This is a genomic window from Acinetobacter sp. SWAC5, from assembly GCF_003419885.1.
GTDB classification, from domain to species: domain Bacteria; phylum Pseudomonadota; class Gammaproteobacteria; order Pseudomonadales; family Moraxellaceae; genus Acinetobacter; species Acinetobacter cumulans.
Map to the genome: position 1 here is coordinate 148,054 of NZ_QUWR01000003.1, position 18,020 is coordinate 166,073.

Sequence of the window (18,020 nt, forward strand, 5' to 3'; positions counted from 1 at the left end):
GCCTTTTTTGCTTTATAAACATGTCAGCCGTATGAGTTATAAAACAATGAAGCAAAATAATAAGATTTTTATTGCCGCAAGCCTTGCCAATGGCGCAAGTTTTTCCATGATTTTACCCTTACTTGCACCACTGGTTCGTAAGTTACAGCTGTCGGAGCTTCAAGCGGGTGCCATGGTGTCTATAGGTGCGCTCCTCATGGCGTGTGCTGCAATTTATATCAGTAAAAATCAAACAAAGTTTTCAATTTATCAATTGCTGAGCATTGGTTTTATTGGCATGGCAGTCACGTGGGGACTGTTTAGTGGTGTGCTCATGTATGGGCTTACGGCGCAAATATCCGTAATGTTGCTATTTACCTTACTCATGTTGGCGCGCGCCAGTACAGGGGTATTTATGGCAATGCCACAAATTGCGCTACAAACCCATGTTATGACCAGTTATGAAGAAGAACAGCTACGCTCAAAAACTATGTCAAAATTTGGTGCGCTCAATAGCGTAGGTGTGGTATTTGGGCCATTTTTGACCACATTACTGTTGGCATGGGGCATGATGACACCACTTTGGGCTGCTATTGCGATTTTGAGCATTATTAGTGTGGTGATTGTTGTGTTATTTGACCAGCAAAAGCCAAAGGATGCCAGTTCAGAAAACTCAATCAGCCTTGAATCTACAAGTACTTTGGCTCAACAGAGCAAGAGTTTAGATTCAGATGAAGTACTGACAGAGGGGAAAAACTTTAGTTTAAAGCGCTCAATGGCATGGCTGGTACTCGGGTTTAGTTTGTACTTGGCTATCGTTACGGTTAATTTAACCGCTGGCTTTTATATTCAAGACCACTTTAAAACCAGTGTTTTACAAGGTGCGACATATTTTTCTCAATGCTCGTTACTGGTGGGAATTTCGCTGGTGGTGATGCAAGTGCTGATTTCTAAAAAGCTCAAATGGTCTGTATATACCTTACTTTGGGTGGGCTTGGTTGCAATGAGTATCGCACTTTGGATATCTGTCAGCACAGAACATTTGAGAGTATTCCAACTGGCCTATGTGCTTTATGGTGTGTCGGTAGCGTGTTTAATCCCTGCTTTTACTACAGGTGCTGCGCAAACTGCACCTAAACATCAGCAGGCTAAAGTGGCTAGTTGGTGTACGGCTACACAAGCTTTAAGTTTTGTAATCGGGCCAATTCTAAGCACTGGCTTATACCAATGGCATACGTCTTATCCGTATTATTTTTTAATGCTCACGATGTTTGCACTCATGGTGTTTTTTGCATTCAAGCAAATCAGTCCCGAAAAAACAGCTGAATTGGCCCGTTAAATTGACTAGTTAAATTTATCAATTTTTATGCTGGAACTTAAGTCTGCATAGTTACATCAATATTTATGTTTTAAGCCAATCACGATCAAGTAGCAAGCTATTGAGATTTGTCTGATTGGCTGATTCATGTTAAGTGAAGATTTGTTTTAGCCTATTTTTTTCGCGTTGATTCGTTATTTATACTGCTGAATATTGATCTCTTTTTATGTGCTTAAGCTGGAAAAGCTGTAGAAGATAGAATTATTTTGACTGTACGGCTCCGATGTTATTTTGTGCTTATTCTCCATTTATCGCTTGTTGAGATTACATAAGCACATTAGAGCGCTAAAGAAAAAACAACAAAAAATAGTAAGCTTTAAATATTTTGGATCAAAAAATAATCAAATTTGTTTCCATATTTATATTTTAGCCTTTCTTGGTGCGAGCTCAGCTAGCATAGGTAGGTGCATTAATTTATAAATTAGGGGAATAAATGTTTAAATTTCATGGAAAAAATATTTTTGCTGCCATTTTTGATATGGATGGAACAATGTTTGATACTGAGCGGCTTCGGTTTCAAACATTGAAACAGGCATCTCAAGAACTGCATGGCGAGGCATTTTCAGATGCTTATTTAATGGCTTGTTTAGGGCTGAGTGCCAAAAGTGCAGAAGAATTGGCTCATCAAGAATATGGGGAATCAATTCCTTATGCAGACATTCGTCAAAGAGCTGATCAATTGGAATTGGAGTATGTTCGTACGAACGGTGTACCCATTAAATTAGGGTTGGTTCAAGTTTTAGAACGCTTACGTAAATCTGGCCTACGTATGGCGGTAGCCACATCTAGTCGCCGTGCAATTGCAGAAGAATATTTGATTAATGCAGGCGTATATAAATTTTTTGATGTGTTGGTTTGTGGAGATGAAGTACAGCAAGGTAAGCCACATCCAGAAATATTTTTGAAGGCGGCTGAGCAGTTAAATGTCGAAGCAAATGCAAGTCTAATGTTTGAAGACTCTGCCAATGGTATTCGTTCAGCGCGTCATGCAAACGGCATTACCATCTTATTAAAAGACATTAAGACACCGAATGCTGAAATGATGCGTAATGCAGATTTTTATTATGATGATATGTATGCGTTTTTTGATGATTTAGACCAATATGTCGATCATTTGTTGATGCCAGAATTACAAACGGCTTTCCCGCAAACCATTAATTTATTAAGCGTAGGCATCCATGGATTTGGGGCGATTGGTGGGGGCTATCTTGCGCAAGTTTTTTCACATTGGGATGGCTATACGCGGCCAAAGCGTATTTATGCGACCACACGTAATCCACTGTATCAATCTGCGGTAAATGCCTTTGGTGCATATAGTATTCGTTATGGTGAAATGTCTTATGATGAGCGAATTGATAATATACAAGTGATTGATGCTGGCAATCTTGAGCAGATGCAAGAGATGTATACGGAATCGACTATGGTGGCAGTATGTTTGCCTGAATCTGCCTTAGCTCAAGAAGCCAAAACCATTGCACAGGGGCTTATGGCGCGTCATGTTGCATTTGAACAACAAGAGCTTCCGCTGACGTTTTTAATTATTTTAAATAAAATTGGTGCGAAAGCGCTGTTCATGCAACTGGTTCATCGGGCGTTGCTAGACATTACCGATGCAGAGATTGCAAATAAGATTATGTGCCAGCATTATTTCTGCGATACGGTGGTGAATCGTATGGTGTCTAAGCTAAGTGATCAAAACCTATATCGCCAGCTTAAAATTAAACATGGCATTTTTCAGCAACAGCAAGTGGACGCTGAGGACGACGCACAACAGCATTGGGATGATGCGACGCAATTAACGCTCGAGCAAGAACAGCAAGCGACGACTTATATAGATCACTTACGCCGTAATTTACAACCCAGCCATGCATTACAAAATATGGATTTGATTCTATTTCATGCAGAACTCAATATGCCTTTATATGTCGAAAATAACAGTCCTTTGCTACGTAAAATGCGTCAAATGATTTTAGTGGACGACATACAAGACATTCAGCGCATTAAAAATCGTTTATGGAATGGTGTGCATGCGATGACTGCATGGTATGGCAGTGTATTGGGCTATGAAACCATTGGACTTGCGATGGCAGATGAGCGAGTCAGTTTGTTTTGCCAGTCACTGCTTAAAGAAGTGACAGCGGGTCTAAATAGCAGTATGCCAAATTATCATCATGATTTAGCAGAACTGGCTCAGGCATTTTTAAGGTCTTGCCAAAATGCATTTAAAGACCCATGTGCGCGTGTGGCACGAGATCCTTTACGTAAGCTCAGTGCGCAAGAGCGTGTACTCGGTTCAGTGCAAACGAATCTTGAGTATGGTTTGCCCACAAGTGCTTTAGAACAAGGTGTTGTATTGGGTGCGATGTATGCCGTACAACAACTGCAATATTCCCAAGAAGATGTGCGGCTATTTTTACAAAAGCAGTTTGCTTTGATCGAGGCAGATCCAAAGCTGGTACAGCAAAGCTTTCATGCGATTGATAGCGTTTTACAGAACCAATTAGCGCAACATGATTTTTAGATTGATCATCTAAATTTACGGCTTTAGGCAAATAGAGTAAAAATGCAGACGATTTATGAACGATTGAGTGTGAGCTGAGAAATATTCAGCTTAAGATGAATATTGCTAATCCAATTGAGTGTGTTTAAGCATGGTTTTCATGCCTAAACATGGTTAAAGTAAGTCACCAATTTTTATTGTGAATTGTCTGTGTTTCTCCAGCCGAATATGCCTGTCATTGCGACGCTACAACAAGATTATCCTGAATGGCATTTAGGGCGCACAGAGTTTTCATTATGGTATCTTGAAATACATGCCCCAGCGCTTTTGGCGTATTTATCACAATTACGTCAGCAATTTGCCGATATATTATTACAACCCAATACGCGCCAATTTCATATTACGCTATATATTTGTGGGTTTTGGAACGCTCAGCACAGTGCGAGTGATAATTTTAGCGTACAACAATTACAAGAACATCAGCACCAATTACAACAATTGAAATTACAGAAATTTCGACTCAAAACTAGCCATATCAACAGCTTTGAAAGCGCATTATTTGTAGAAATTGAAGATCCAGATCAGGTCCTAACACAAATCCGGCAGGCGCTGAATCTCTGCTCTAATGAAATCGCACCTTTAGATTATTGTCCACATATTACTTTAGGTCTGTATGGGCATCAGTTAAATAGCAATGAAGTTTTAGCGCGAGTAGCAGAAGTGCCAAAGCAAAGCTTTGAATTTGAGGTGGATGCCTTAACATTTGGTACCTATCATGCCCAGCAATTACAAGCTGAGTTAATGGCTCAACACTATTTTCACTTAGGTTCTCTATGATTCAATTGATATTGGGTGGTGCACGCTCGGGTAAAAGCCGTCTAGCTGAACGTACTGCACAGCAAGCAAATAAAAGTGTGACTTATATAGCGACTGCGCAAGCATGGGATGATGAAATGGCTGAGCGTATTGCACATCATCAAGCACAGCGACCTTCAACTTGGCGGGTAGTTGAAGAGCCTTTGCAGTTGGCGGCCTGTTTGCAAACATTAGATCAAGCTGGACAAGTTATTTTGGTCGATTGTTTGACTTTATGGATGAGTAATTTGCTCATGCAAGATGAGCAAACGCAATGCCAAGTAGTCGAATGTCAAAAGTTATTAGATGTGCTACCGACCTTAAAATCGGACATTATTTTGGTGAGTAATGAAACCGGACTTGGTGTTGTGCCGATGGGGCAAATCAGCCGTAAGTTTGTTGATGAAACAGGGCGTTTGCACCAGCAATTGGGCCAAATTGCAGATAAAGTTGTATTTTGTGTGGCAGGTTTTCCCATGATTTTAAAAGGAGATAAAGAATGAGTTGGTGGTTAAGTGCATGTAAAGTGCCTAGTGAAAATGCAAAACAACAAGCAGAAGCAAGGCAGCTTCAATTAACCAAACCTACAGGTTCTTTATCTGAATTAGAACGCACGGCAGTGTTATTGGCAACGCTTCAAGATACAGCACAACCATCTATAGAACGACCATGGATTTGTATATTTGCAGGTGATCATGGCGTGATGGAAGAAAATATTTCAGCCTATCCACAAGCCGTTACTCGCCAAATGCTACAAAACTTCACATCTGGTGGCGCCTGCATTAGCGTGATTGCTAAAGAATACAATGCCAATTTACAGGTGATTGATTGTGGTTCTGTGGGTGAGGCTTACGACTATGCAGGAGTAGAGCGCCACTGCATTATGCAAGGCACGGCAAATTTTGCACATCAAGCTGCCATGACAGAAGAGCAGTGCGAACAGGCCATGCAATTGGGCTATCTGAGTGCCGAAAAAGCCTTTGCTACGCAGGCGTCTATTTATGTCGCGGGTGAGATGGGTATTGGGAATACGTGTTCTGCATCTGCTGTGGCGTGTTTTTTATTAAATGAATCTGCAGAAAAACTCACAGGTGTAGGCACAGGAATTCGTGCAGAGCAATTGGCGCATAAAAAACACGTGATCGATCAAGCTTTGGCATTACATCAAGAATATGTACAACAGGATGCATTTAAAGCTTTGGCTGCAGTGGGTGGCTTAGAAATTGCTGCGATGACAGGTGCATATATTCGTTGTGCACAATTAGGTCTGCCTATTGTCGTTGATGGCTTTATTAGTACAGTTTCGGCATTGGTTGCAGTACGTTTAAATCCACAAGTGCGTGAATGGATGCTATTTGGCCATCAATCTGCCGAATATGGCCACCGCCGTTTATTAGAGGAATTACAAGCTGAACCGTTATTAAAACTGAATTTACGTTTGGGTGAAGGCAGTGGTGCAGGTGCAGCACTTGGCCTAATTAAGCTGGCGTGCAGTTTGCATAATAACATGGCCACATTTGCAGAAGCTGCTGTCATCGGTGATAAGGTCTAATGTCAAGTCAGTCTGACATTGCAACTGATGTGCTGCATTTAGATGTGATGCGTCATGGTGAAACTGAGTTGAGCCACACTTTACGTGGCTCAACCGATGATGCGTTGACTGAAAATGGCTGGCAGCAGATGCAGCAAACACTACGCAATGCGATTGAGACGGGGCAAAGTTGGGATGTTGTTTTCAGCTCACCGCTACAGCGTTGTCAGCGTTTTGCACAGTCTGTTGCAAGGCAACTCAATTTAGATGTGCATTGCTTAGCACAATTGCAAGAAATGCATTTTGGCGACTGGGAAGGGCAAAGCACGCAGTTTTTATATGAAACTGTGCCTGATCAGCTGGAAAAATTTTGGTTGCAACCGACTGAATTTAGCCCGCCCAATGCAGAAACTTTGGCACAATTTGATGCACGTGTGACTCAAGCAATCGTGCAGATGATGGCTTATATGCAAGAAAACAAGCTCAAAAAGGCCTTGGTGATTAGCCATGGTGGCATCATTAAACTACTCAAATGTAAAGCGCTCAAGCTACCGATGAATGATTTATTGAAGATGACTGCAGAATTAGCACAGCTCAATCATTTTTGTGGTACACGTGCTACAGATTTGATGTATCTGCACATCGAGGAGTAGCCCTTATGATGCCATTTTGGATTGCACTCCAATTTCTGACCACATTTCCCTTACAGCTGAAAGCCATGCCAAGCAAACAGCAAAATGGGCAGTCGGTATTATTTTATCCGCTAATTGGATTCATCATTGGGGTAATTCTCTGTGCTGTAGCCCTATTATTACAGGTTATTCCTGCCATATTATCGGCAAGTCTTATTTTAGTATTGTGGATCTGGCTAACAGGTGGCTTACATTTAGACGGATTGGCCGATACTGCCGATGCATGGGTGGGTGGCTTTGGTGATGCAGAACGTACACTGAAAATTATGAAAGACCCTGCATGCGGGCCGATTGGTGTACTCAGCTTAATCATTATTTGCCTATTAAAATGGTCTGCGCTGTACTTATTAATCCAAAAGCAACTATATAGTGCTTTGCTACTATTTCCAGTTTTAGGCCGTTTGGCGCCGATGTTTTTGTTTTTAAGCACAGACTATGTACGCGAAAAAGGCTTGGGTAGCTCAATGGCTTCATATATCCCTAAAAAGCTAGCCATTACTATTATGGTCTTGCTTGTGCTGTCATCCTTATATTTTTCAGTTTTAGGTCTTGTTGCTGTTTTAGTCACAGCTTTTAGTTTGCTTTATTTGCGTCGTAAATTTAAGCAACGTATTGGTGGCATTACGGGGGATACTGTAGGCGCGAGCATTGAAATCTGTGAATGTGTCAGTCTATTGGCTTTCGTGTTGGGGAGCTATTATCTACTGGCATAACGTTTAAAGCTAAGTAGGGCAAATTTATTCTGCATATATTAAAAAAGCCTCTGATGAACAGAGGCTTTTTTTTGACACAAAACTTAAGCTTGATTAGAAGTTATAGCCAATATTTAGACCATAACCTACAGCATGGTTATTGCTAAAACGGCCAGCTTCAGTATGTGCACCTGTGACCGCATCTGCATCACCTAACCAGAAGTATTTAACACCTGCACCAATAAAGTAATTTTTTGCAGGGTTATAACGTACCCCTGTACCTACAGACCAGTAACCTTCAGTTGGTCCAAGAGTAGTTACAGGATTACCTGCGCCAGAATCCCAACCTACAGAAAGGTTTGCACCCCATTTATCGTTAAACTTACGGCCTACACCTGCATTCACAGAAATTTGATCGTCTTTATAGTCAATAAGATTGTAGCCATTTGGTTTACCAACCAGCGGGCCTGTGGCTTGGCTCACTTGACCTAATTTAAAAGGACGTACAACAAAATTAGACCAGTTCACCCAGCGAATATTTGCAAAGGCAATGGTGTTGGCCATAATCCCTGTTTGCAAGTCTAAGTTAACTGACTGTGGTGTAGAAAAGGTAAAAGTATCAATAGGGTTAGTACTTAAATTGAGTAAACCGGCTGTCTCGTAAGGTTTTAATGCAATACGTGCATAATTAATTTGCTCTTTCGCATCAATTTTATGTTCGACTTCAGAGCGATAGGTTAAAGATGCTTTTAAGGCAATTTCAGGAATTTGATAAGCAACACCTGCTAGCCAGCCCCATGAATAGTCATTTCCTGTTTCTAAGTTATAGCCATCTAAAACAGAAAATAATGAGCCACGTAATTTCACATCACCATTTACAGACTGGTAAACAGGGCCAGCATAGAGGTTCCAGTTTTCATTAGGCTGATAGCCCATAAGCAAAGATAGACTTTGTGTTTTAACGGTAACTTCTGTACCACCAGAAATACCTAATGGTGCAACATTCGCGCCAGAGACAAACGCATTTTCGCCTTCATATTTGGCATCTGCACCATAAGGTTGGTCGTACAACAAACCTAAAGAAATATGATCTGTAGCTTGAACTTTTAAGGCTGCAGTTGGGAAATAATAATCACCCGCCATATCATTGGCAGCCTTCCCATTTTTGTCCTGCCCCGAAACAGAAGGATCAAGCACGGAAATACCAGCATCAAAGTAATTACCTGGCTGTAAAAAGGCAGAAATAGATTGACCAGAACGGTCTAAACCACCTGCAAAAGCCATAGGGCTAACACATGCACTGAGTAAAATGGCAGATTGAAGCGTTGTAAGTTTCATAGCAGACAGGTCAGGGAGATGACGATGTAGAAAAAAATTGATGGAAAAATAACATAATATTAAAAAAAGTACAGATGTATATAAAATAATAATTAATCAAAATATGAATAAAAATCAATCTTTTGTGTTTATATTTATTTGTTTTATATGTGTTTTTATAAAAACACAGCAGTCCTTCTGTAATAGGCTGTTTGTTCTAAAAATACACATGTATACAAAATAGCTGAATTTCAACCTTATAATGACAAGATGTATTGCCATGCACAATCATGCTATAAAATAATGGTATGCATACCAACAGTATGCATACGCGTATAAGACTTAAGTTGCTAAGGGTTCAAATTCATGAAATGGGAAGAAATTGGTAATCAACCTTGTTCCATCGCTAGGGCATTATCAGTTCTGGGCGACCGCTGGACTTTACTGATTATTCGCAATTCATTTTTGGGCATGCATCGATTTGATGATTTTCAAGAAAATCTAGGTTTAACTCGCCATGTACTTTCTGACCGTTTAAAGCGTTTGGTTGAGCATCAAATTTTAGTAAAAACGCCGTATATGGATCGGCAGGAGCGTTTTGAATATCGACTTACTGAAAAAGGCTTAGAGCTTTATCCACTCTTAATGGCCATGAATACGTGGGCTGATAAATGGATGGATGAAGGGTTAGGCTCACCGGTTCAGTACGTCCATAAGCGTTGTGGGCAGGTTTTTAAACCGATGATGGTCTGTTCAGAATGTGGTGAGCTACTACATGCGAAACAGGTCAAAGCAGTATTTACGGAAGCATATTATACAAAGCTGAATCAGCTCAATCAGGTTGTATAAAAGCGCCAATTGGCGCTTTTGGGAAAGGTAAAATTAACGGTACGAGACTATAGGCAATTTGCAGGTTTGGGTACACCCGCTAAACGGCTAAGATGTCGTGCCACTAAGCCAGTATTAAACTTTTCTTGCAAGATTGCATTATTAATGTCTGGACTCACGGTTTTCATCAGAAATTTGATGAGTGGGCGTGTTGCAGGAGAATGCCCAAATTGTTGGTAAAATTGACGCACAGCTTGCAAAACTTCAAAGTGCCAAGCCGTCAATTCTAAATCTAAAGATTTAGCCAGCTCTTGTGCAACCTGTTCATTCCAAATGCTGTAATCGACTAAATGGCCATCTTGGTCCAAGGCTAAATTCATTTTAAATAACCACTTATTTTAAGGTTACCACACGGGTATATTGAAGGCATAGTGTTGCAAATTGAGCGTAGTTCAATACAGCTAAATGCTCCAAAGCGCTATCAGCTGGTATTAATGCTTTCTCGGTGTCTAAAATCGCACATGAAAAATTTGCTAGCGTGGGCTGTGCCACATGCATGACAGCATCACCCATTAGTACCACACGATCTGTTGATGTTGCCATTTGTTGCAATTTTTCTAATACGGAGAGCGAATTCGCGTAGCTGGATTGAACTAAAAATAATGTAGATGTATTCATTGCATTATTCCTTACCAATACAAAACATGGTCAAATTGCTGAATGAGCGTTGCATTGAGTTCAACAAACTCAAGCTCTTGTTCTGTTGTTTGTACCCAACGTTGGCTTTGGTTTTTAGTTTCAACTAAAACTGGTGTTAAGTCGTAAAATTCAAAGCTTTCCACCATATTGGATGCAACTTTAAATGCATGCTTTATTTGATTAAATTCTATATCTGAAGCCAGTAAACTTAAGGCAGCATCTTGTAATAGTACTTTGACTTCACAGCCAAAAGTAGCCAAAACCATCGTTGCAGAAAGGCTTTCATGCACCTGCAAACTACTTAAGTTGGCTTGGGTTAATATAACGAGTACTTTTTTCACACGATAAACCTTTTATATACAGCAAATTAAGCCAGTAACATTCATTAAAATTGAATTAAACGCTCTGAAGACTGAACTGCATCTGCGAGTTCACCTAATCCAACCAACTCAAAACCTTCAGCCAAATTGTAATGCTGAATATGATGACGCTTGGCATTTTCTTCATCACTAATGCCACGTGCAAGTGCTGCACTTACACACACAGGTAAGCGAATTTCGAGCTTTTGCCATTCTTTAGTTAAATTACGTTGGTCATCGGGCACCCATTGCAATGTATTAGCAACAGCGACACCATCTTGATAGAAAAAAACTCGAAAAGCTTCATTTTTCAAATGTAATGCTTGTGCTAAACCTAAAGCATGCCATGCATGTATAGATGTTGGAGAGGAGGTAATTAGTAATAAGGTACTCATACTTTCACTGCAAAAATTAGTTGCAACAGCAACTGAATTTAGACGTTAGAAGAAAAAGGCATTATACAATAATTTCAGGTGCCATAATTTTAATGATCTCGTTATAGGCTAGATTAAATTATCCTGTCTTTTAAGAATGAATATTTTAAATGCTAAGAGATCAACTCAATGATTGGATAATCACTCAAAACACATTACAGACAATTTACTATTGGTGCTCCTTAAATCGATTCTCGTATACAACTTTAGTCAATTGTTTTTAGTTGCGCCTAATAGTCAACTTGCTTAATGCTCAATTAAGTAGCTCATAAAATAACGGGTGAAAAAAATAAAATTCTTCATCAAAAATGATGGTTTAGTATGACCTAAGAAATTTGTGCCGAGCTTGATCATGAAAAATTAAACTATTTTATTGTTGCTTAAGGGAACCGCAGCTTGAGCATTTCTCAAATGTATTGTGTAGAAGTATAAGGAGCTATTTAAAGTCATGAATCAACTCAATATAAAGATATATTTGACCAGTGTTAAACCATGGAAAAGAACATAAAATCTTCGCTATAAACTGCTGTAGTTTCTAATTAATCTTTAAGGTGTTTTAGTTTGGCTTGCTTATCTTGAAGCAGTTTTTTTTAATAAAATATTGTATTTAGAGTAGAGGTAGTGTGCCAATTTATTCAACTGATAGTTAGATGGATTTTATATGAGTAATTACTCTAAATAATTACTTAAGAAACCTGAATTATTGTTAAAAATACTTAATAAATAATAGTTTAGATATAATTTTTTGTTGTATTAATATTTGGTTGTGTTAGTTTTTTGTTGAACATAATAAGATGAAACTTCGATGATTTACTCAACCCCGGTAATCCCCCCCAAGTTAGTAGTTGAAAAATATATAACTTTGTAGCTGAATTTGACGGACTAGATACCAAAAGTCGATTTATGCAACTTTCCATTTTTTTTAAAGCACTTCATGAAGGCGTAGAGTCAGGTTTTCAGGCACATAGATCATTAGAATTTCAAGGTATATTTAACAACATTGAAAAAAGTATTTTTGCAAATGCAGCACCTGAATTTTTTGATAAGAAAAATTTTTTAGAGTGGGTTGTAAGAGAAATAAAAACTGAACCTTAGAAGAAGCAAAAAATTATGTCGTAGTGGCCAAGTGCTATTTTTTGTATTGAATAGGGTTCATTCAAAAGTCAAAAAATGATCATGAGTTGGTACTTAAATGACCAATGAAAGTCCTTTCTCCCTTTGGAATGAAGAGTAAGCTCCGCAAAAGGATGAGGAGGTTTTAAGTATAAAAAACCTCTCCCTTTCGAATCAGTACTTCCAATTTTTTAAAGGAGAGGGAACTTACATCATGAATGTTCATAGTTCAAAAAATGATTTATTAAAGAAGTCTAATGTATTTAAAATAGATAAAGCATACATAGAATTAGAAATTTGGATTACTGATATGGCATGAGTAAAATTTAAAATACTAGTTTAGAGTACGCCATGCACTCCTTAATAGAACTACAATCAATAGATCTCTTTCATAAATCAAAAAACGATCTTCTTTTTGGTTAATATTTGCACTCCGGATTTCTTAGCATTCGTGCATAATCTGCGGATGAAATACATCGATTCAAACAAGCTTTCTGATCCTCAGTTCAAGCGATACACAGGCATCTCATGGTCAACTTTCTATTTGATGGTTGAGCAATTGAAGAAACATGTCCCTGCCAAAGGCAGACCGCCCAAGTTAAGCCTGGAAGACCAGGTTCTGCTCTGTCTAAGCTATTGGCGGGAATACCGAACCTTATTTCATGTGGCAACTAGTTATGGCGTGTCAGAGCCCACAGCCTCAAGAATTGTCCGTCATGTTGAAGACTGCCTGATTCGGTCCAATCTCTTTAATTTACCCAAAGATTTACCCGAGGGCGAAGGCATCGATTGGAATGTTGTGATCGTGGATGCCACAGAAATTCCAATCCAAAGGCCTAAAAAAACAGAAGAAAAGCTATAGCGGCAAGAAAAAGACCCACACTTTCAAAGTACAGGCCATCATTCATTATCAAACTCAAAAAATCCTGAGTTTATGTACGAGTCGTGGTGCCGTACATGATTTCGAACTCTTCAAACGTAACTTGAATCAGATTCCTGCAGGTGCATTTATCCTTGCGGATAAGGGTTATCAGGGAATTTATACAGTGTATCCAAATAGCTTGTTGCCATTAAAAGCAAAGAAGCGCTGTAAACTGGATTCCGAACTAAAAATCTATAATCAGGAAATCAATAAAAGAAGAATTGGAATTGAGCATGTATTTGGCAGTTTGAAAACCTTCAAAATTCTTGCTGAGCGATATCGCAATCGAGGCAAAAGACTAGCATTAAGATTCAATCTAATTGCTGGAATTTATAACTTGGAGCTGAGTGAAAAATGACTTATGAAAGAAATCTAATGCAATGAGCATATATAAAAGATATTCCCCAACCCCAGATGCTTGATCAAGTCTGTAATGATAGGCAATAAAGAGTAGAATGATAATTCCAATGATATGAAGCATTGTGATTTATAAAATTTTAATAAGTATCAAAAATATAATAAGTATTGGGTTGAGAAAATGCAAAAATTTGTGGTCATGATTACAGATAAATTTTAAGCATAGTTGAATTTTATTCAAAAGAGACTGAGTTAAAGTTTCTTTCTTAGTGGTATAAGTGAATGATTAAAATAAAAAATGTATGAGAAAGATTGATTGATTTAGTAAAAATTAGACTGCTTTTTTAGGTGTGTTTTTATAATTCTGGCTATATTCAACATACAGTTGGTATTCATAACAACAACAAATGACTTTTTTTTAAACAGTAATATATAACTATAATTTTCTTGAATATTCGCCAGCTCAAGAGAAATTGTGAGCTGGCTTATTTGGTTTAGAGATCTGTGGATCTGTTACACAGAGCATCAAAATAATTCAAATAAAACATAGCTTACTGATTCAGAAGTGGAGTTGATAAAGAATGATTTTAGTCACGGGTGGTTTAGGCTTTATAGGCTCACATATTGCTTTAAGTCTTTTAGCGCAAGGACAAGAAGTCATTATTGTTGATAATTTATCGAATGCGAATTTACAAATTTTAGAGCGCTTGGAATTTATTTCTGGCATGTATGTGCCCTTTGTTAAAATTGATATCCGCAATACACCTGCCTTAAATAAAGTGTTTGAGCAGTATTCCGTGAGTGCTGTAGTTCATGCTGCTGGGTTTAAGTCACTCGAAGAATCTGTGCTTAAACCTCTGGAATACTATAACGATAATGTAAGCTGTATTATGAGTTTAATGCGTGCTATGCAACGCACAGGTGTGCGTACTTTAGTACATTTATCAAGCTTAGCTGTATATGGTAAATCGTCTGCGCAATTAAAAGAGGATATGGATTTTCACTATGCGTATCCAAATCCCTATATTAAATCGCAGCAAATGGTTGAAGAAATTATACGTGATACCGCTCGTACAGACAGTGAATGGAAAATTGCGATATTGCGCTTATCGAATATTGCAGGTGCCTTAGAGCAAGGTATTTTAGGTGAGTTTGTAATGCCTTTACCTAAAAATATTGTGCCTTTAGCGATGCAAGCTGGTGCCATGCAACGTGATTTTATTGAGCTACGTAAGCATGCTAACACAGATGATAAAACCAATGAGCGAAGTTTTTTACATGTTTTAGATGCCTGCCATGCGATTAGTAAAAGCTTGGAATGGCTGAGCCAACAGCAACAGGTATGTGAAGCCTTTAATATTGCGGGTGAGTTAATATCTATCCAAAAACTATTAGATGAAATTGCAGAAGTGACACAAACCACCATTCAAACAGTGGAGTCGAGTTACTATCCAAATGAAGAGTTAGACCGTTTAGGTGCAGATATAAGTAAAGCAGAAGCAGTATTAGGCTGGAAACCCGTGCGAAATTTGCAGCAAATGCTTAAAGATGAGTGGAATTTTTATCAGCAAATTCTACGTGGGCAATAACGTTAATTCCCCTACGTTCAAAACATGAAATGAATATGGTGATGTGACATATATTTTTACGATCAAGAGGATTGTAAAAAGCGTGATAATTGATATTGATTCTTATTTACAATTGTTTGGGGATTTCATACACTCAAATCAGCCATAGCAAAGTATTGTTTAATTAGCTAAAGCCAAGGTCTTAAACAAGGAAATAGGGTTGTAACATGCAAACACGTATTGAACATGACACGATGGGTGAGGTTGAAGTACCAAGCGAAGCAATGTGGGGAGCGCAAACACAGCGTAGCCTACAAAATTTTAAAATTGGTGCAGAACACTTACCTCGACCAATGATTCGTGCGATGGGATTGGTAAAAAAAGCAGCGACATTAACCAATGCAGAGTTGAATCAAATTCCACAGGACTTGGCACAATATATTGTGGGTGCAGCTGAAGAAGTGATGGCTGGGCAGTGGGATTCACAATTCCCTTTAGTAGTTTGGCAAACAGGTTCTGGCACGCAAAGTAATATGAACTGCAATGAAGTTATTGCGAATATTGCGAATCAAAAGCTGGGGAATCCATTAGGTTCACAAAAGCCAGTTCATCCAAACGATCATGTGAATCGTGCACAATCAACAAATGACTCATTCCCAACCGCCATTCATGTAGCAGCAAGTTTACAAATCAATGAACTCCTTATTCCTGCAGTCACTCAATTACGCAACACCTTGCAGGCAAAATCTGAAGAATTTGCAGATATTGTAAAAATTGGCCGTACACATTTACAAGACGCGACACCACTGACATTGGGTCAAGAGTTTAGTGGCTATGTGTCACAGTTAGACCATGGATTAAAACGTTTACATCAAGCTCTAGAAGGTTTGTACGAATTACCATTAGGTGGCACAGCTGTAGGTACAGGCTTAAATGCGCATCCAGATTATGCCGTGAAAGCTGCAGAGCAATTGGCAAGTTTAACGGGTTTGGCATTTGTGACTGCGCCAAATAAATTTGAGGCATTAGCAGGGCGAGATGCTGCCGTTTTTGCATCAGGTGCCTTAAAAACATTAGCAGCCAGTTTAAATAAAATTGCCAATGATGTTCGTTGGTTAGCAAGTGGCCCTCGCTGTGGTTTTGGTGAGTTGAGAATTCCTGAAAATGAACCTGGTTCAAGCATTATGCCAGGTAAAGTAAACCCAACTCAAAGTGAGGCAATGACTATGGTTGTCGCACAAGTAATGGGGAATGACACCACAATAAATATTGCAGGTGCTTCAGGTAACTTTGAATTAAACGTGTTTATGCCTGTTATTGCATTTAATTTATTACAATCTATTCAGTTGTTGGGTGATGCTTGTAATAGCTTTAATGACCATTGTGCAGTAGGGATTGAGCCAAACCGAGAAAAAATTGATCATTTCTTACATGATTCACTTATGTTAGTCACGGCTTTAAACCCAGTTATTGGTTATGAAAATGCAGCTAAAGTGGCTAAAACGGCTTATAAAGAAGGTAAAACTTTAAAGCAAGTTGCAGTTGAGTTAGGGCTTGTGACTAAACAACAGTTTGATGAAGTTGTACGACCAGAACAAATGGTTTCACCTAATACTCAATAAGTGCAGAAGGCTTTTAGCCTGTATAAGAAAATCCACGTATAACCACTGATAATTGATCGTTTAGGTCTTTTATTGGTGGTTTTTTTATGCGATGAGTTTTTGATTTAATCACCATCAGCAATTGATCCAGAAAAGGCTGGCAATTGCTTTACAGTTAAATGGATACACTGTTTAATCTGCTGAAATGTTTATTTAAAATTTGATGTAAAATGCCTAAACAAACTCGATTTCTCTGCATAGGTGGATTTCTGAATGGAACTCAAGTAAAAGACCAAGGTGAAAGCTTTACTTGTGTAGAAAATGGTAAGTCAATTACTTACTTTAAAAAAGAAATTTTTAACCAAGATGCATGGGATCATGACTACTATGTGTGTGAAACCACAACAGATACGCAAGCGCGTAACTGGGTTTTTGATATTCAATAATTCTATATTTGTTAAATTTTAGATACTAAAAAGCCCCTATGGTTAAGGGGCTAGTCGTATCACTCGCGTGATACTCATATAAGGCTCATCTCATACTGCTTATATTAAAGCATATATTTCAAAAATTACAGCTTATAAAACTACTTTGCTGTGTTGCTCACTCATAACATGCTATATATACTGATATCGCATATTTAATGCATGACATTAATTGAATATAAGATAATATAAAATGAAAGAATATAAAGTTGTTATTTATCAGGAAGGTATGCTGGGCTCTTTGCTTTTAGGCTCTTCAAAGGTTGATCCTGTAAAGTTTACAAATTTTTTAAACCAAAATGCACAACAAGGTTGGGCTGTCATTACTATGGAAAAAGACATCCGTCGCATGTTGCTGTTTTGGAAACGTGAGGCTTATGTTGTCATACTGGAGCGTGAGCGATGAAATATGGTGTTTTTAGTGCATTAATCATTTCTGTCTTGTGGGGCATTTTGGCCATTGCTCAACTGTGGTTTTCGCCATTAAGTTCTGAAATATTTACTAAAGTAACCATTTCAGCGGGTATTTTAGTCGCGATTATTGTACTGAGCACTATTGTAATCCGTGAATTCCTTACAGATCAAAAGCTAAGAAAAGATGGATTTATAGATTAATTTGATTTGTGCATCTGCTCTACAAAGTCCATTTAAATAATTAAATGGACTTTTTTTGAGTCATTATATTGTGTATTTCATTTCGACATGAAGGC

At 38.5% G+C, this 18,020-nt stretch carries 21 protein-coding genes; 16 read left to right on the forward strand and 5 right to left on the reverse strand.

Going from position 1 to position 18,020, the window contains the following annotated elements:
- Positions 1 to 46 precede the first annotated feature (46 nt).
- The 7 genes from DYI81_RS03520 to DYI81_RS03550 all read left to right on the forward strand — a co-directional run bounded on the left by DYI81_RS03520 (position 47) and on the right by DYI81_RS03550 (position 7,648).
- Complete coding sequence (locus tag DYI81_RS03520) at positions 47 to 1,318, forward strand: MFS transporter (protein ID WP_106984976.1); 1,272 nt, start codon at positions 47 to 49, stop codon at positions 1,316 to 1,318.
- A gap of 472 nt (positions 1,319 to 1,790) precedes the next feature.
- Positions 1,791 to 3,878: an HAD-IA family hydrolase gene (locus DYI81_RS03525; protein ID WP_117006731.1), complete on the forward strand. Its 2,088-nt coding sequence runs from the start codon at positions 1,791 to 1,793 to the stop codon at positions 3,876 to 3,878.
- Positions 3,879 to 4,067: 189 nt separating this feature from the next.
- Positions 4,068 to 4,694, forward strand: coding sequence for a 2'-5' RNA ligase family protein (locus DYI81_RS03530; RefSeq protein WP_227865774.1), 627 nt, complete (start codon positions 4,068 to 4,070; stop codon positions 4,692 to 4,694).
- Positions 4,691 to 5,215: a bifunctional adenosylcobinamide kinase/adenosylcobinamide-phosphate guanylyltransferase gene (gene cobU / locus DYI81_RS03535; RefSeq protein WP_106984979.1), complete on the forward strand. Its 525-nt coding sequence runs from the start codon at positions 4,691 to 4,693 to the stop codon at positions 5,213 to 5,215. Before DYI81_RS03530 ends, cobU begins: the two co-directional genes overlap by 4 nt.
- A complete protein-coding gene (cobT, locus tag DYI81_RS03540; RefSeq protein ID WP_117006732.1) occupies positions 5,212 to 6,264 on the forward strand; it encodes a nicotinate-nucleotide--dimethylbenzimidazole phosphoribosyltransferase in 1,053 nt (350 codons plus the stop codon). The genes cobU and cobT overlap by 4 nt, the downstream gene beginning before the upstream one ends.
- Positions 6,265 to 6,293: 29 nt before the next feature.
- Positions 6,294 to 6,896 carry a histidine phosphatase family protein gene (locus tag DYI81_RS03545; RefSeq protein WP_117006764.1) on the forward strand — a complete coding sequence of 201 codons (603 nt, stop codon included), beginning with the start codon at positions 6,294 to 6,296 and terminating at the stop codon, positions 6,894 to 6,896.
- A 5-nt stretch (positions 6,897 to 6,901) separates the two neighbouring features.
- A complete protein-coding gene (locus DYI81_RS03550; protein ID WP_117006733.1) occupies positions 6,902 to 7,648 on the forward strand; it encodes an adenosylcobinamide-GDP ribazoletransferase in 747 nt (248 codons plus the stop codon).
- 93 nt (positions 7,649 to 7,741) lie between these two features.
- Here DYI81_RS03550 and DYI81_RS03555 read toward each other — a convergent pair whose 3' ends face one another.
- Entirely contained in the window at positions 7,742 to 8,965 is a 1,224-nt protein-coding gene (locus DYI81_RS03555) for an outer membrane protein transport protein (protein ID WP_117006734.1), read from the reverse strand.
- A gap of 345 nt (positions 8,966 to 9,310) precedes the next feature.
- Here DYI81_RS03555 and DYI81_RS03560 point away from each other — a divergent pair, with 345 nt between their 5' ends.
- Positions 9,311 to 9,793 (forward strand): helix-turn-helix domain-containing protein, encoded by a 483-nt coding sequence (locus tag DYI81_RS03560; protein WP_106984983.1) that lies wholly within the window; start codon positions 9,311 to 9,313, stop codon positions 9,791 to 9,793.
- A gap of 47 nt (positions 9,794 to 9,840) precedes the next feature.
- Here DYI81_RS03560 and DYI81_RS03565 read toward each other — a convergent pair whose 3' ends face one another.
- Genes DYI81_RS03565 through tusD form a run of 4 tightly spaced genes read right to left on the reverse strand, consistent with a single transcriptional unit; the run spans position 9,841 to position 11,225 of the window.
- Positions 9,841 to 10,152, reverse strand: a complete 312-nt coding sequence (locus DYI81_RS03565) for a TusE/DsrC/DsvC family sulfur relay protein (protein WP_106984984.1) — start codon at positions 10,150 to 10,152, stop codon at positions 9,841 to 9,843.
- Positions 10,153 to 10,165: 13 nt separating this feature from the next.
- Positions 10,166 to 10,450 carry a hypothetical protein gene (locus DYI81_RS03570; RefSeq protein ID WP_117006735.1) on the reverse strand — a complete coding sequence of 95 codons (285 nt, stop codon included), beginning with the start codon at positions 10,448 to 10,450 and terminating at the stop codon, positions 10,166 to 10,168.
- Between the two features lie 11 nt (positions 10,451 to 10,461).
- The gene (locus DYI81_RS03575; protein ID WP_106984986.1) at positions 10,462 to 10,812 is read right to left on the reverse strand and encodes a hypothetical protein; all 351 of its coding nucleotides are present in this window, start codon (positions 10,810 to 10,812) and stop codon (positions 10,462 to 10,464) included.
- A 44-nt stretch (positions 10,813 to 10,856) separates the two neighbouring features.
- Positions 10,857 to 11,225 carry a sulfurtransferase complex subunit TusD gene (gene tusD / locus DYI81_RS03580; protein WP_117006736.1) on the reverse strand — a complete coding sequence of 123 codons (369 nt, stop codon included), beginning with the start codon at positions 11,223 to 11,225 and terminating at the stop codon, positions 10,857 to 10,859.
- A 942-nt stretch (positions 11,226 to 12,167) separates the two neighbouring features.
- On the opposite strand from tusD, the gene DYI81_RS03585 reads away from it, so the two are divergent.
- The 8 genes from DYI81_RS03585 (at position 12,168) to DYI81_RS03620 (ending at position 17,925) form a co-directional block, all read left to right on the forward strand.
- Positions 12,168 to 12,359 carry a hypothetical protein gene (locus tag DYI81_RS03585; protein ID WP_106984988.1) on the forward strand — a complete coding sequence of 64 codons (192 nt, stop codon included), beginning with the start codon at positions 12,168 to 12,170 and terminating at the stop codon, positions 12,357 to 12,359.
- 484 nt (positions 12,360 to 12,843) lie between these two features.
- The gene (locus DYI81_RS03590; protein ID WP_071851480.1) at positions 12,844 to 13,239 is read left to right on the forward strand and encodes a transposase family protein; all 396 of its coding nucleotides are present in this window, start codon (positions 12,844 to 12,846) and stop codon (positions 13,237 to 13,239) included.
- Positions 13,187 to 13,657: an IS5/IS1182 family transposase gene (locus DYI81_RS03595; protein WP_039254797.1), complete on the forward strand. Its 471-nt coding sequence runs from the start codon at positions 13,187 to 13,189 to the stop codon at positions 13,655 to 13,657. Before DYI81_RS03590 ends, DYI81_RS03595 begins: the two co-directional genes overlap by 53 nt.
- A gap of 580 nt (positions 13,658 to 14,237) precedes the next feature.
- Positions 14,238 to 15,245 carry an NAD-dependent epimerase/dehydratase family protein gene (locus DYI81_RS03600; protein WP_106984989.1) on the forward strand — a complete coding sequence of 336 codons (1,008 nt, stop codon included), beginning with the start codon at positions 14,238 to 14,240 and terminating at the stop codon, positions 15,243 to 15,245.
- Between the two features lie 206 nt (positions 15,246 to 15,451).
- On the forward strand, positions 15,452 to 16,846 hold the full coding sequence (fumC, locus tag DYI81_RS03605; RefSeq protein WP_117006738.1) for a class II fumarate hydratase: 1,395 nt from the start codon (positions 15,452 to 15,454) through the stop codon (positions 16,844 to 16,846).
- Between the two features lie 209 nt (positions 16,847 to 17,055).
- Positions 17,056 to 17,271: a hypothetical protein gene (locus DYI81_RS03610; RefSeq protein ID WP_106984991.1), complete on the forward strand. Its 216-nt coding sequence runs from the start codon at positions 17,056 to 17,058 to the stop codon at positions 17,269 to 17,271.
- Between the two features lie 232 nt (positions 17,272 to 17,503).
- Positions 17,504 to 17,716, forward strand: a complete 213-nt coding sequence (locus DYI81_RS03615) for a DUF4177 domain-containing protein (RefSeq protein ID WP_106984992.1) — start codon at positions 17,504 to 17,506, stop codon at positions 17,714 to 17,716.
- Complete coding sequence (locus tag DYI81_RS03620; RefSeq protein ID WP_106984993.1) at positions 17,713 to 17,925, forward strand: hypothetical protein; 213 nt, start codon at positions 17,713 to 17,715, stop codon at positions 17,923 to 17,925. The genes DYI81_RS03615 and DYI81_RS03620 overlap by 4 nt, the downstream gene beginning before the upstream one ends.
- Positions 17,926 to 18,020 lie beyond the last annotated feature (95 nt).